The sequence below is a fragment of the Methanobacterium sp. BAmetb5 genome (assembly GCF_003491305.1).
In the GTDB taxonomy this organism is placed as follows: Archaea; Methanobacteriota; Methanobacteria; order Methanobacteriales; family Methanobacteriaceae; genus Methanobacterium.
This window is the reverse complement of the sequence record NZ_CP022706.1, coordinates 787,890-802,500: the sequence shown is the minus strand read 5'-3', so window position 1 is coordinate 802,500 and position 14,611 is coordinate 787,890. Positions and strand designations below refer to the sequence as shown.

Here is a 14,611-nt window from a genome sequence, read left to right as displayed (position 1 = left end):
TACCACGGCTGCGTTAGCCGCGGGAGTGGATTTTCCTGCATCCCAAGTACTTTTTGAAAGTTTAACCATGGGGAACAAGACACTCACCCCCAATGAGTTCTCCCAGATGCTGGGCAGGGCAGGAAGACCCACCTACCATGACCAGGGAAAAGTGTATCTCTTGCCAGAGATTGGTCGTAGTTACGGTGATGAAACCGAGGAAATGCAGGCCATGGAACTCTTATCCAGTGATGTGGAAGCAGTGAATGTAACCTACTCTGAGGACAGTCAGGTGGAACAGTTCCTGGCAGATATCTGTGCTGGGCGTGCCGATAAATTCAGTCAAATAGGCCAGGAATATGCCAATGAAGAGCTACCCCTAGAATTTGAGGAAGCATTCAACCTAATGGTGGATTATGGTCTGGTAAAGGAGATGGATGGCAAGGTAACCCCCACCAGATATGGGAGGGCGGTTTCCATGTCTTTCCTGTCACATTTCTGTGCTGAGTACATCCGAAAGAACCTGGATCGTATGCATCCCATGGATATAGCCCTTAAACTGGAACCATTTGAAAGTGCCTATCTTTCCAGCAGGATAACCACCCAGATGAGCCGTATTCTCAAGATAAATATGTCCACCCGCTTATTTGCTGACAGCACCCTGGATATTTTGAGTTCGGGCACAGCCCTTAACAAACTGGAGCCCCGCCTCAGGGAAAGATTGATGAAGCTCCAGATGGATTTTTACACCTGTAAATGTAAGGATAGGCCATTTTGTGGATGTTTCCAGAGGGAACTATCCCGGAGAATGGTTAAACAACGCCTGTCAAAACGGGATCCAGTGGATATAAGTCGGAAGTTGATGCGTGACTACGAGATACACGCTTATGCCGGGGACATATTCAGCTGGCTGGACTCACTTATAAGGATGCTGGAGGCAGTGCGGAGAATAGCCCAGGCCTTTGGAAGAAAAAAAGTGGTGGGGGAATGTAATCGTTTGATACGGCAGATTGAAAACTAAATTTCTCTTATTTAAATCCGGATGGTGTCTTTATTAGGATGCCCATCAATAAAGGTGGAAGAGAGGGGTTAAAAATCAACCTCAGGTACTTCTTCAGCATTTGCATCGTGTTCAAAGTATTCTGCTTCAGGAAAACTGAAGAAATTGGCTATTATGCTGTTGGGAAATACTTCACGCTTGTTATTGTAGGTTAAAACAATTTCATTGTATAATTCCCGGTAATCGGCAATTTTATCCTCGGTTTGGGATAGCTGATCCTGTAATTCCAGGAAATTTTCATCGGCCTTCAGTTCCGGGTAGTTTTCCGCCACTGCAAACAGACTTTTCAAAGTACCGGTTAAGACATTATCTGCTTCTTCATTCTCTTTAACAGTTTCAGCATTGTTCAACTGGGAGCGTGCCTGGCTAACCTCCTGAAAGGTGGTTTTTTCGTGCATGGCGTAACCTTTAACCGTTTCCACCAGGTTATCAATTAGATCTGATCTCCGTTCCAGCTGGACATTTATCTGTGACCAGGCCCCTTCCACTCCGTTTTGTAGTTTGATTAAACTATTATAGACGGCAATGATTATGGTAAAGAATATCACAATTATAAGGACTACCAGTCCAAAACCAATCAAATTCCACATTATAACACCATTAACCCTGTTATTACACAATAATCCAGTTAGTTTGTGGGTTATTTAAATCTTTTCAAATCAAGAAAAACAGGTTTAGTAATCCACCGCAATATTTTTCACTATGCTTTTTCAAGAATCATTTCCTGTGGTTAATAAACAGTTTAAATAGTTATATGGTGTTAAATCAGGCAAAAATTGTTAAAATAGTTCTAAATTTAGAATAAAAGGAAGAAAATGGTAAATGAGGTAAAAAAAATGAGGTAATTAATTACCAAATTTACCATTGCTCCAGCTATTAGTATCCCAAACTCAGCATATAAATTTTTTGAAAAAGCATTTTGTTATTACTTTGGGGAAAAGTGTGATGTAGTTAGGGGTGATCTAAAAACGTGAAAAATAGATTTATTTTAAAAATTTAAGGTGTTCAAAATTGATTTTAGTAAAATAGAATACAGAAAATTACTAATAATGGGCCCGCTGGGATTCGAACCCAGGACCTCACGGTTATCAGCCGTGCGCTCTACCGCCTGAGCCACGGGCCCCTTAAAATGTTAGTAACAGCTTAAGAAGTTGAATTTCTCCAACAAATTCCAAAACTGCAGGGGTAGATTCTTGATTTAGAATTCATCCTATATATACCTTTGTGATGGGATTTATCTAATTTAGTATTAACTCTCTCCCCTAACCCACCTTTTAAAAGTATGGGGAAAATTGGGAGTGGATAATCACAGTTCAGGTATGTTTTTAATAAAGTTTATGGAGGCGGTCAAGATAATGCACCGCTCCATTCTTTAAGGGGTTAAAAAAGTCAATGTTTACTTGTTGACCATTTCACTAATGGCATCAGCCATCATATGGCCTTCTACAGTGATCTCTGCCTTATCAATACCTTCCACATTTTCGGCAGCCACACGGGCCTGCATGGCCATGTTAGCAGCACTCATACAGCCGGGGTTAGTGGGTTTTATGGTGATCTTGGCGGTTTTTTCACTTTCATTGATCTGGATATCAGATACCAGGCCCATTTCTACAATGCTTATACCCATATGGGGATCAGCCACTTTGGCCAGAGCATCTTTAACCTTGTTAACTAGTTCTTCGCTCATAATCATACCTCAGAATCGTTTTTTTTATGTTTCACACTTTTCAGTGCGGATAAAACGCATAATTACTTTAAAAATCATTCATATGCATTTAAAAAGATATTCTTCTATTTCCGTGTTTGTGCTATTTAAACTTATTTATAATTACCCGGCCTGGGGGTGTTAATTCAACCGGTGACGAACCCGCACCGCAACACCCTTTTCTCCATTTTTCATTTCCTTCCCACTCATTACAGCCTTCCCCACCCCTACAACTTCTCCTTTTCGTATTATAACCACTTCATCTTTGGGAATTATTTCCGGATAAGCATCTACCACTCCGGGGGCAAAAAGGGTGTTAGTTTTCATTTCAAAATCAATTTCCACCCAGTTAACTCCGATGTTGTTTAAGATAACTCCTCCCTTGATGTTCAAACTGTAAAGTCCGTAATCGTGGTGGAGGACGGCGATCTGTTCATCACCCTGCATCAACCTCCGGTCAAACCTTCCCCTTAACCGGTAGTCATCCGGTACCAACTGGTCGGCAGCAGTGGTGTTAAACTGGTAACGGGCCACGGAGCGCAGCATATGTAGTTGTCTGGTGTGGGTTTTCATCCGGTTGTATCCTTTAAGGGCAATTCGGAGATTGGCCATTGATTCCGGGGAAATAGTCCTCCCATCCTTGCAGGTGAAAGTGGCATCGGGCAGGTATTCCTGGCAGACTGTAAGGTAACCGTGGGCTACATGGGCTATTACCTCATGGTCTCCCACATATTCCTGGAGACATTCTCCAGTAAGTTTTATTTCTTCACGGGACCAGTCTCCTACTGTAGAAACATCATAAGACTGGATGGGATATGTTTGTTCCATTTCACGGGGGCAAACACCGAAGGGAGAAGTTAAAATAGCTTCTTGCACTCCTTTAGTTGCCTGGGTGAATATGCGGTGGGATTTACTGGCAGAATACGGTTTACGCATACTGCAGGGTAAAACCACCACCACATCGCCCTGGGGTTCTAAAAGTTTCATTCTTTCCCTCCAGCGGCGTGCTTCCGGGCGGTTAAGTGAAGTTTCAGTGGTACAAAGTACTTTGATCATTTATTTTACTCCTGAATCTAAAAATTACTCATAGGTCTACAGATAATTTTAGATCTGCAAAATTATTAATTACTATTCGTAGGCTACTGGTCTGTTTAATGTTTATTCCTTATCTACTATCTGACCATTAACCCATTCAGCCCCGGTGATCAGGGATATTTCCCGGGTTAAACCAACCAGATCACTCCTATCTAAAAGTTTAACATCAGATTTACCCACCATACGGGCCAGGTTTTTCAGTTCCTCAGTGGAAGTTTCCAGGAAGTTTTTAAGATTCTCCACACCTGCCTCCACATCTAACTGCTGCACCAGCTGGGGGTGCTGTGTGGTCACTCCGGTGGGGCACAGTCCACTGTAACATACTCGATACTGCTGGCAGTTAATGGCTATAAGGGCCGCAGTGCCAATGTAAACTGCATCAGCACCCAGGGCCAGACACTTGGCAAAGTCACTAGAAGTGCGTAAACCACCCCCGGCAATGAGACTTATTTCCTTTTTGAGTTCCAGCTCTTCCAATTTCTGATGAGCCCTTGGTAGGGCGGCTATAATGGGCAGTCCCATATTTTCCCGCACATAAGTTGTGGTGGCTCCCGTACCTCCACCAAAACCATCCAGGGCAATGAAATCCACCCCGGCCAGGGCCAGGATTTCCACATCATCCTCCACATGACCACAGCCAATTTTAGCCCCTACTGGAACACCACCCGTGAGTTTTTTCAACTCAGACACTTTTTCTTCCAGTTCAGTGGGGCTGGTGATGTCCGGGTGGTGGGCGGGGGAGTAGGCAGCCTGTCCTTTTTCCAGCCCCCTGATCTGGGCCACCTCGGGGGTGATCTTCTCTGCCGGGAGGTAACTACCTTTACCGGGATAGGCTCCCTGCCCAAATCTAATCTCCACTGCTGCCGCAGATTGTAGCAGGGCCTGGTTTAAACCAAAACGTCCCGTAGAGTACTGTACTATCATTTCATCCGGTGCAATCTCTTTTTCCTCATCCAAAACCCCTCCCTCCCCAGTGTTAAACCCAATATTCATTAAGGCAGCTGTTCTGGAGATTACCCGGCGCACATTACGTGAAACCGCCCCGAAACTCATACCGGAGATTAAAATAGGTGAAGAAACTTTCAGGGGTTTCTGGGACTCCGGTCCAATGGTTACTTTTGTATCTACTGGATCTTCCTGGTTAAGGGGTATACGTTTGATCTGAGCAGGTAAAAAGTGCAGGTCATCCCAGGAAAATGATAATTTCTTGGTTGAACCCATAGAAGAAATACCACTTATATTATGGCTTTTATCCTTTATTTCAACCATTTTATTATAGAAAGAGGGATCTTCATCTTTATTTGGTTTGCGCAGGAAGGTTCCACTTTCACCCACCCTTTCCTTACCACAGTAGTAGTTATCTTTGAGGTGGTACTGGTAGAATAGAGGGCAAGTGTTACAGATACAGCCTTCCACTTTAATTTCACAATCACTGGACCCAGTGACACAGTAAAGCAATTTATCTCCACAACTTTTAGGGTAACTGGGACAGTAAGAACAGAGACATTTTTCCCGATTTTCGGGTGAGTCTTCAATATTCCCGGGGGCATCTGGTGAAGGGGTGACCATGGATTTTTACCTCTTTTTTAAGTTAATCATCATATTATTATATCCTGTCTTCTCAATATAATTTTATATATTTTGTGAGGTTGACCATGAAGTACAAGATAAAGGGTCCCCGGGAAAACCAGACCTTCGTAAACACCAGATCCTACCAGAAACTTCTATCAACCTTTAAAAAATTATCAAAAAACAGGGGGGAGATTGTCCATGTGGTGGGAGCCCCGGGTACTGGTAAATCCAGTAATATCTACGCTGCAGTGGACAGACTGGGCTTGAATTTTTACGAAGCTAAATTACCCCTTTCTTCCCCAGATTTAACAGGTGGGGATGTTTACCAGTTGATGGTAAACTCCATGAAGGAAGATCTAGATGTAAAATCCTCTGCTGACGTGTTCTATGAGTTGAATAAATTTGATGCAGTGTTATTCGCCGACCAGTTCCATGATTATCACTGCCTGGATGAGGAATGTGTTGGCTTCAGCCAGTGGACTGGTTATAATGGTTTGGAGCCATTTAAATTTTATTTAACCTGTATTCGAGAATACCTTAAACACAGGAGTGATTTTAAAAGGGTTAACCTGGTATTGCAGACTGCCTGGAGGATGGGTGAGAAAGATAACAAGAAGGACCTATTCGTGGACTATGGTGTTCTCTCCAGGGTGGCAGTGACTGTACTGGGGATCCCCTTTACTGTGGTGGAGATATCCTACTCCCCAGAGGAAACCATAAATATAGTAAAAAGCCATCTAAATGTTACCTCGGATGAGGTAAGGCAATCTATAAAAAAATATGGTAACAAACCCCGTTTTATATGCCAGGCACTGAAGGATGGATCATAATCTCATCTTCTTGCCTGGACGTTAATCCAAGCATCACTGGAGTATTAAATGATAAAAACATTGATCAAGTCCACCCGGATAACATGGGCCTCTAAAAATGCTAACATGTTTTTACTGGCACTTACCTATGCCTATTTCCTGGGAATACCTATCAATAATCCTTTCCAGATATTAGGAGGGCTTATATTGGTTTCTGCTCTTTGGGGTGCCCTGTACACCCTCAATGATCTCACGGATCTGGAGGTGGATCGCCGGGATCGACAGAAGCAGAGCCGGGCCTTCATTGAAAATGAGGTGGACAAAAAGATCATACTGCTTTTCTTTGGCCTGATTGTGGCCGGGGTGTTTATAATATCCTTTGTAGCATTCCCTTCATCATTCACCTTTTTAATGTCTCTAATGTTACTCAACCAGTTAGTTTACACTTTACCCCCAATCCGTTTGAAGGATTCCAATTTAGCCCCTTTTTTCAGCACAGCCACCAATTCAGTGTTGCGTTTGGCTTCCTGTGCCGTACTCCTGGGTGATGTGTTCCTGGTTCCCCTGAGTGTGTACGTGTTCATGTACCTGGCAGGAATGGGCACCTACCTCATGTACAAATCACGTTCCCGCGACGCCAGTATAGTGGGGTTCATGGGGGGTGGCTTACTCCTGTACATGCTTTACTCGGGTGACATGAATATAATACAATTTGCAGTGGCTATTCTGCCCTCTTTCCTGGCAGCAGTACCATTATATCTATCACTATTTACAAATAAGGACTACATGTTCCGTCTGGCAGATATTCTTTACCATCAGGTAGCCATGGTATTTTTCCTGTTCTGCATCATGGTGATTATTTTCTAAGGAATGCCTCTATTTATTTTCTAAGGACCCCTGTTTAATCAGTACCCTTATCCATTAAAAAGTACCCTTATCCATTAAAAAATCCTAAAAAAATTCAGGGAAACAATGGAAAATAAAAAAAGGAATGAGTAGTTGACTTGAAAAAATTAGAATAAAAAAAAAATTAGCTGATCTTCAAGTCTTAGAACAGTTTACCCAGTTTCAAAAGAGCCTTTGGTGAGATCTTAATCAGTTTTTTAACCATTTCTGCGGTGTTAATGGTTTCAAAGTCACTGTCCTTGAAAACATCAGCGATTTCATCCAGTTCTTCATCAGAAAGACTTAAAAGGTATTCCTTGGCCTTCAGGTATTTTTTGAATGATTCTCCCAGTTCATCATCGCAGAGTTTTTCATACACCTTAAGGTTTTTATGGGAGTAATCCCCGTCAGCCACTGCTTGGGCAGCCACCTGACCAGCAATACGGCCTCCTAGCATGCCACTAATAATACCTCCACCAGTGAGGGGGTTAACCATACTGGCTGCATCTCCGGTGACCAGGACGTTGTCTGCCACTTTTTTCTTCAGTAATCCACCCACGGGGTCTCCACCCACGTTAAGTTCCACTGGCTGAGCATTTTGAGTAGCTGGGTTGCTTTCCACAAACTCTAAAAGGTGTTGGTAGGCAGTTTTGTCGGTTCTGGTGGTTAAAATACCCAGGCCCACGTTGGCTATGTCATCGCCCTTGGGGAATATCCAGGCGTAACCACCAGGGGATATACTACCAAAGTGGAATTCAATACAGTCTGGTTCGGCCATCTGGACTCCGGCCATTTCAAACTGGGCACAGGATTCCATATTTTTAGGGGGTAAAGCTGTTCTAAGCCCAGCCCATCTTCCCACCCGGGATTCTGGACCATCGGCTGCAATCACTATCTTGGCTTTGATCTCCAATTCCTGGCCCATGTTCTCGGCAGTAACCACTACCTGATCACCTTCTCTCCTCATACCGGTGGCCAGGGTTTTGACCATGATCCGGGCACCGGCACGGGCGGCATCCATGGCCATGTGCTTGTCAAAGATCTTACGTTCCAGGATGTATCCTGCTTCCGGGAGTTTCACCTTATCCTCGGTTAAATTGACAGCCGTGCCGTTGGGGGAGACCATCCGCACTCCATTGGCTTCGCGGGTTACCCATCGTGGGGATGGTTCAATGCCCAGCTTCTTAAGGCCGTCTTTAGAAACTCCTTCTGCACATCTTTTGGGAGATCCTATCTCTGATTTTTTATCAATGACCATTACTTTGACTCCGCCTAGGGCAGCGTGTTTAGCGGCAGTTGAACCGGCAGGACCGGCACCTATAACCAGAACATCAGTTTCCATCATTTAATCATCACCTTGCAGGGCCTGCACTGGGCAAACCTTGATACATATTCCACAATCTTTACATTCATCATGGTTGATCTTCAAGCTGATTTCCCGTACTTCTATAAGGTTTTGGGGACAAACACCAGCGCATTCCCCACAGTACATGCACCATTCATTAACTATCATTGTATCATTCCATACTACATTTTCCGGATTAAGTTAGTTGACTTAACTTTTTTGCAGATTAAGCTGAATTAACTTTTCCAGATTAATTTGCATTATTTTTTTAAAAATTCTCAAAAAAATATAACTAATCAAACAACATTCTTTCTTACATATTATTTTTACTTTTTTAAATCTATGGGATGGTAGTATATCCTAAAGAGGACCTTTGTGAAAATTATCAATTAACCAAATCAGGTAACTGGATTATATACATTCTAAATAAGGAATATTGGATTATGAACATCCTAACTAAGGATTATGGGATTATAAACGTTCTGAATATGGATATTAAATTAATCATCGGTGATAAAGAGATAATTGTCTATTAGGTTCAAATATAGTATTTATTACTCTATTAAAAGGATATTAATCTATTAAAATAGAATTCACTTTTTATCTTCATTAAGTTCAATCTTTAATTCAAGCTCTAATTCAATCTTTAAATTAAATGAGTAACTGTTTACCTTGACTAATCTCCTAAATGTTACCAACTGTTTAGTTGGTCGTCGTGTTGCCGGTTTGGGTATTGGTACTGGTCTGTTGCTGTGTCTGGGTGTTGGTACGCTGGGTGTTATAGTAACGAGTTGATGTGCTTGTTTTGTGAGTGCTGGTGCTTTGAGATGTTGATTGTTTAGTGCTCTGATTGGTTTTGATGGTGGTGTTGTTGGCGTTGGTGGAATTGGTGGATATATTGCTGTTTGAAAGATTATCATCATCTGGTGACTCAGCAGGACTGTAACCCATGCCCACTATGGATCCAGCCACCACTCCTACCAGTAGAATAGGTATAATTATCAAATCTTTCCTGATCATGGAAACCACTCTTTTGATTATCTGGTTATCTTTATATTTATATTTTTCCAGGGTTTCCAGGACAAACTCTCCCCATATTCTGCCACATCACTCCAATTCATCATTAAAATCAGTTTTTCTCTTCTGCATGTCAGTATAAGCATTGTTCGGGGTTAATAAAATAATATAATAGGGGAGGATTATCCTATGGGTAACTGTAATAAATATGGAACTAACTTCTACCCTTAAGGGTCTATCCTGAGGATATTTTCAGGGTGTATTTTCTAGGACACTTAACTATCAAAAACACCTAATATTTAAAAAAAGGTTTAAAGTGTTATTCCCTGGCTTTTCCATCCCTACAGAAATAACCCGGTGGTTCACCACTGAATAAATTATTTTCTTTCCACACTAAACATTTATCGCACTGGCACTGATTCCCGGATCCAGATTCTTCCAGATAATCTTTCCCCTTAGCACAGTACAATGCAGGAATCCTCTCTTCTTCAATCATAATCCGGGAGTCCACATCTTCCTGGGTGATCTCCTGCATCATCTTCATTTTGTCCCTAACTGTTTTTGATTTTTCCTGTACCGGACAGGAGTCACACAGACATTCTGTGAGGTTTTCTAAGTTGAATTCAACCGCCATACTCTTAACCTCCTCCTATTATAAGGTATAATATGAAGTTTTTACCTTTAATAATCCTGTAAAAAGGGAGTTACTTGGGTTTAAATTACTCGTAGGAAAAATCAGAACACTAATATTTGGGGGCAATTCCTTCTAATTTAAATTATTTTTAAAAATAAATATTCCAAATGGAGTGGGATGGAATCTCCCTACTTCATCAATCCTCTTCTTTTTCATCCTCACGGGATTTAAACACGTACCCACATTCACTACAGGTCAATGTCTGGGTCCGGCCAAAAGCCCGGTGCTGGGAGTCTAATTGCCTTTTAAGGGTCTTATCCTGTGAACCACATTTAGGGCATTTTTCATTCAACTTACCTAAATTCATTGTAATTATCTCCATTCGCGTTCAATGCTTTTTAAAGGGGTTATACTTGTTTTAAATACTATTAATTGGATTACAGGTCATGTTTTCCAGTTAATTCGTTGTTAATGGATTTGTTTGGTTCTGGGTGGTGTTTTGGGTGGTGTCATTGGTGGTTGTGGGGGTGGTGGTTGATGATTGCTGGCTTTGAGCCGCGGGAACGGATGATACTGCTTGTTGGGGGGTTAGGGGGTTTTTAAACAGGGTAAACTGGCTGGAATTGTTAGAGTTATTGGTGGTGTTATTTGAACCGCTGGATTCTGCGAAGTAACCTAAGGCAACCACTCCTAAAATAAGAAGAAGGCCTATAATTACTGGTGTACTTCTTTTCATATCAAGTCATCTCTCTTTTAATTTTCTTTTTCTATTTTTTTTTCTTGTTAGGGAAGTATAATTTTTTGTGAATACTTTCTATTTAATTTTTTTGACTGGGAAAAATTGGGATTTTAAAGTTACTATAAAATCAATCAGGAGGGTTTGAGCATGATGGACATTATCCCCTTCTCTGCCTTTCCTGATGGATCCGGAACCATACCCATACTGGATCCCAGCATCTCCTTGGTGGCTCGCTTGGTTATCTCCTTGAAGATCATCTTATAGGCTCCGCAGTGGGGGTCTACTCCAGTGATCTCCGCTTTACCAGTTTTTTCATTGATGGAAAGACCATTGTAGGGACAGCCACCCCGGCAGAATTTTATGTAGGAACATCTCTTGCATTCAATGTCCACGTAGTCCTTAAAGTCATGGAGAAGCTTCCAGGCATCAGACTGGGCCAGATCATCCATGCTGGGATGGTCCTGGACATTCCCCATCACGTACTCCGGCATTCCCACGAAACGGTAACAGGGATAAATACTACCATCCGGGCCCACGGCAAAGGTATCACCCATACAGTCCACGAAGGTGCAGACTACTCCTCTGCGGATAAAAACACATTTACAGAGGTGGTCAATGTTTTTAAGCTCAATCTCATCCATATGCTCCAGGTACTGGTCCAAAAGATATATCAAAAGTTCCCCGTACTCTTCAGGGGATAAAGCCCATTTTTCAGGGTTTTCATCACGCAGAGAGGGGAGTGCCGGGTGTAACTTGAGGTTCAAACCATTTTCCAGGAAGAAGTTGAAGATTTCTTCCTTGTACTGGATGGAGTAGGAAGTGAAGGTGGAAATAAAACTAACACTCAGGCCTTGTTCCCGGGCAATTTCGTATCCTTTCATGGTCCTCTGGTAATAACCCTTTCCCCTTTGCAGGTCGTTAAGTTCCTCGGGGCCGTCCAGACTGGAACCAATGGGTATGTTGTACTCCTTGAATACCCGGGCCAGTTCTGGGGTCATGTTCCACAGGTTGGTCTGCAGGGCTAGAGCCGGTTTCAGATGGCCTAACTCCTGTGTTAGAAGTGGCAGTGCCTGGGAGAAAAAATCGTAACCTGCCAGGAGCGGTTCCCCACCGTGGAAGGTGAAGGTCACGGGCTCCTTGCGGAAGTCCTTAAGCCATTCTACAGTTTCTTTAATAATATCCACACTCATAACTGGGGATCCTTCTTCAGAACTCCAGCAGTACTCGCAGTTGGAAGGACAGCCCAGGGTGGGGACCAGCATAACGTGAAAAGCCATAAAAATTCACCATATCTTTTATATTACTTGGAATTGGTAATGGAATGTTATTCTCTTAACCCTCTTTGGGGAATAATATTAACTAAAATTTAATCATTTTAATAATATCTCACCTTACTATAAATTGGTTTTTCTTTCCTGGTTCTACGGTAGACCGATGGAAAGTTTTCATGGTTCGGGTAAACCCAATAAATATGTCTTTATACTTCCCAATTTTTAGTTAGATATAGTTAAAATCATATTTTCAAATAGTGTGGTAATATCAGGGGATAAAACACCACAAACATATCTTACATGATTAATAATCTACAAAAGGTATTTATAGAAAGAGGAATAACATTTTTATCTTCTATTATAGTTGTTGGTCACATTTTAGTTAATTTTTTGGATGGTTTTAATGATTAAAGGCGTAAGAGAAATCTTTAAAAACGATATGAAAGCTATCAAGAATACTCCCGTAGTTTTAATTGTATTAGCGGCGATTATTCTTATTCCATCACTCTACGCGCTCCTGAACATCCAGGCTACCTGGGATCCCTATGCCACAACTTCCAACCTTAAGGTGGCCGTGGCCAATGGAGATTCTGGTTACACTCTTAACGGGACCCAGTACAACGTTGGCAACATGCTGGTTGAAGAATTGAAAAATAACGATAAATTCAACTGGCAATTTGTTGATGAAGAAACAGCACAAAACGGAGTTAAGAATGGAGACTACTACGCTGCTCTCATAATACCGGGTAACTTTAGCCAGGCTGTACTATCCATTGACACCACCAACCCCCAGCAGGCCACCATAGAATATGTGGTTAATGATAAAATCAATGCCATTGCCCCTAAAATGACCAACACCGGGGCAGATACCCTGCAGACCAAAATCAACAGTGAAATCGTGGAAACTGTGGATGGTATCATATTCGGTAAACTCAGTAATGTGGGAGAACTGGCCAAGGAAAACAAGGCACAGTTTCTTAAAACAAAATACATGTTAAATGAGTTGAACGGGAAGTTGGGAGAGGTAGATAACAGTCTCAACCAGGGTAACTCCCTTATGAATACAGTGAACCAGATCTGGCCCCAGTTCAGTGCTAAGTTACCCCAGATACAGAGTCAAGCTAATACCCTTAAAGCCAAATACGACACACTGTACAGCTACATTCAGAACAACCCCTCCGAGGCTCTTTCCACAGTTCAGGACATGGAATCAATTGACACTACCATCATAACTGGTTTGAGATATATTGACTCTCTTTTAACCGCACTTTACAATGCCACCGGGGATGAGGATCTTATACCCATCATAAACAAGGTTGAAGATGGCATTACCAAAGCAAACACAGTGCTCACCCTCCTGCAAGAAGTGGAGCAGGATATAAAAACCAGCAACGATCCTTCCGGTAAGTTAAGCCAGCTTAAAAGTTCCATTGACGAAATGGATGCTGCTATCAACTTACTGGCCAATAATCGAGACAATATAAACCGGATTGTCAGTGAAGCATCATCTAAACTGAGCATGGCCAATACCAAATGGCCGGAGGTTAAAAGTTCCGTTCAACTGGCAACGGCCAAGGTCAATTCCATTGATGAAGCCGATCTCGACCGGTTAATTGCCTTTTCCGAAACCGATCAAAATGGTGTGAAAAGCTACTTTGAAAGCCCGGTAAAACTGGAAAAAACCCATTACTATCCGGTGGATAACTATGGCTCGGCTCTTTCACCATTCTATATTGCCATATCCCTATGGATTGGCTGTATTATCGCAGTGGCCATGATCTCCATGCGGGTTAAATCCAAAAAAGAATACAGTGCCGAAACAGTGTATATGGGTAGGATGGGCTTATTTTTAGTGTTAGGACTATTACAATCGGTGGTAGTTGTAGTTGGGGCCTTGCTCATGCATGTCCAGGTCTCATCCCCGTTACTGTTTGCCTTAACCACGATTTATATTGGTTTGTGTGCCATGGTGGTGGTTTACTCCCTGACATCGGCCTTTGGAAACGCAGGAAAGGCTATGGCCATTGTAATACTGGTTCTGCAGATAACTGCCACGGGAGGCGTGTTCCCCCCAGAACTTTTACCTTCCTTTTTCCAGACCATAAATCCCTACCTCCCCCTGACCTACGCAGTGGGGGCTCTGAGGGAGGTAGTTGCCGGAGTATTATGGGGCAACTTCTGGAGATGCATGGGAGCACTGGCTATATTCCCGGCAGTGAGCTTTGTTCTAACCATGATTATCAAGGAAAAAGTTGATAAACGGGCACAGTGGACAGAAGAAAAGCTTAAAGAAAGTGGACTATTCTAAAACTACTTATTTTTTTTATTTTTTCTTATTTTCTTAGGTTTTTCTTGTTTTCTGAGGATGGATTTATCTCACCGTATATTACATTTATTTTCAAGTCTCGGGTGAGGTTCTATTTTTGTGAATTAGGGGTACTTCTCAACCACACTCTCTACCACAACGCCCATGTCCCGGGGGGTGTATAAATTAGGGCAT

The 14,611-nt window shown here is 42.3% G+C and carries 15 protein-coding genes and 1 tRNA gene (1 of these 16 running past the window's edge); 4 read left to right on the top strand and 12 right to left on the bottom strand.

The genetic code is table 11. The features are described 5' to 3' along the window. Positions 1–1,000: the final stretch of a DEAD/DEAH box helicase gene (locus CIT02_RS03870; protein WP_292614188.1), read on the top strand. The gene continues 1,490 nt to the left of window position 1, outside the view; only the last 1,000 of its 2,490 coding nucleotides appear in the window; its start codon lies beyond the left edge, outside the window; it ends in the stop codon at positions 998–1,000. Positions 1,001–1,068: 68 nt separating this feature from the next. Here CIT02_RS03870 and CIT02_RS03865 read toward each other — a convergent pair whose 3' ends face one another. The 5 genes from CIT02_RS03865 to CIT02_RS03845 all read right to left on the bottom strand — a co-directional run bounded on the left by CIT02_RS03865 (position 1,069) and on the right by CIT02_RS03845 (position 5,408). Continuing rightward, positions 1,069–1,629 carry a LemA family protein gene (locus CIT02_RS03865; RefSeq protein WP_292614185.1) on the bottom strand — a complete coding sequence of 187 codons (561 nt, stop codon included), beginning with the start codon at positions 1,627–1,629 and terminating at the stop codon, positions 1,069–1,071. A 460-nt stretch (positions 1,630–2,089) separates the two neighbouring features. Beyond that, a tRNA-Ile gene (locus tag CIT02_RS03860) sits at positions 2,090–2,162 on the bottom strand. A 273-nt stretch (positions 2,163–2,435) separates the two neighbouring features. Next, positions 2,436–2,726, bottom strand: a complete 291-nt coding sequence (locus CIT02_RS03855; protein WP_048073623.1) for a metal-sulfur cluster assembly factor — start codon at positions 2,724–2,726, stop codon at positions 2,436–2,438. A 159-nt stretch (positions 2,727–2,885) separates the two neighbouring features. After that, positions 2,886–3,797, bottom strand: coding sequence for a DUF5591 domain-containing protein (locus CIT02_RS03850; protein ID WP_292615015.1), 912 nt, complete (start codon positions 3,795–3,797; stop codon positions 2,886–2,888). Positions 3,798–3,902: 105 nt separating this feature from the next. After that, positions 3,903–5,408 carry a glutamate synthase-related protein gene (locus CIT02_RS03845; protein WP_292614183.1) on the bottom strand — a complete coding sequence of 502 codons (1,506 nt, stop codon included), beginning with the start codon at positions 5,406–5,408 and terminating at the stop codon, positions 3,903–3,905. Positions 5,409–5,494: 86 nt separating this feature from the next. On the opposite strand from CIT02_RS03845, the gene CIT02_RS03840 reads away from it, so the two are divergent. Together CIT02_RS03840 and CIT02_RS03835 are read left to right on the top strand one after the other, a co-directional pair. Beyond that, the gene (locus tag CIT02_RS03840) at positions 5,495–6,241 is read left to right on the top strand and encodes a hypothetical protein (RefSeq protein ID WP_292614181.1); all 747 of its coding nucleotides are present in this window, start codon (positions 5,495–5,497) and stop codon (positions 6,239–6,241) included. Positions 6,242–6,289: 48 nt separating this feature from the next. Beyond that, positions 6,290–7,087, top strand: a complete 798-nt coding sequence (locus tag CIT02_RS03835; RefSeq protein WP_292614179.1) for a UbiA family prenyltransferase — start codon at positions 6,290–6,292, stop codon at positions 7,085–7,087. A gap of 181 nt (positions 7,088–7,268) precedes the next feature. Here CIT02_RS03835 and CIT02_RS03830 read toward each other — a convergent pair whose 3' ends face one another. From CIT02_RS03830 to CIT02_RS03800, 7 genes are all read right to left on the bottom strand, one after another. Further along, positions 7,269–8,450, bottom strand: a complete 1,182-nt coding sequence (locus tag CIT02_RS03830) for an NAD(P)/FAD-dependent oxidoreductase (protein WP_292614178.1) — start codon at positions 8,448–8,450, stop codon at positions 7,269–7,271. Further along, complete coding sequence (locus tag CIT02_RS03825) at positions 8,451–8,618, bottom strand: DUF362 domain-containing protein (RefSeq protein WP_048085377.1); 168 nt, start codon at positions 8,616–8,618, stop codon at positions 8,451–8,453. Between the two features lie 534 nt (positions 8,619–9,152). Next, the gene (locus tag CIT02_RS03820) at positions 9,153–9,470 is read right to left on the bottom strand and encodes a hypothetical protein (protein WP_292614174.1); all 318 of its coding nucleotides are present in this window, start codon (positions 9,468–9,470) and stop codon (positions 9,153–9,155) included. Positions 9,471–9,786: 316 nt separating this feature from the next. After that, on the bottom strand, positions 9,787–10,101 hold the full coding sequence (locus tag CIT02_RS03815; protein WP_292614172.1) for a DUF2769 domain-containing protein: 315 nt from the start codon (positions 10,099–10,101) through the stop codon (positions 9,787–9,789). Positions 10,102–10,297: 196 nt separating this feature from the next. Then, complete coding sequence (locus CIT02_RS03810) at positions 10,298–10,468, bottom strand: TIGR04165 family Cys-rich peptide (protein WP_292614170.1); 171 nt, start codon at positions 10,466–10,468, stop codon at positions 10,298–10,300. 90 nt (positions 10,469–10,558) lie between these two features. Then, positions 10,559–10,837 carry a hypothetical protein gene (locus CIT02_RS03805; RefSeq protein WP_292614169.1) on the bottom strand — a complete coding sequence of 93 codons (279 nt, stop codon included), beginning with the start codon at positions 10,835–10,837 and terminating at the stop codon, positions 10,559–10,561. A 134-nt stretch (positions 10,838–10,971) separates the two neighbouring features. After that, on the bottom strand, positions 10,972–12,117 hold the full coding sequence (locus CIT02_RS03800) for a TIGR04083 family peptide-modifying radical SAM enzyme (RefSeq protein ID WP_292614167.1): 1,146 nt from the start codon (positions 12,115–12,117) through the stop codon (positions 10,972–10,974). A 397-nt stretch (positions 12,118–12,514) separates the two neighbouring features. On the opposite strand from CIT02_RS03800, the gene CIT02_RS03795 reads away from it, so the two are divergent. Beyond that, positions 12,515–14,419, top strand: coding sequence for a YhgE/Pip domain-containing protein (locus CIT02_RS03795; RefSeq protein WP_292614165.1), 1,905 nt, complete (start codon positions 12,515–12,517; stop codon positions 14,417–14,419). The last annotated feature ends 192 nt before the right edge of the window (positions 14,420–14,611 follow it).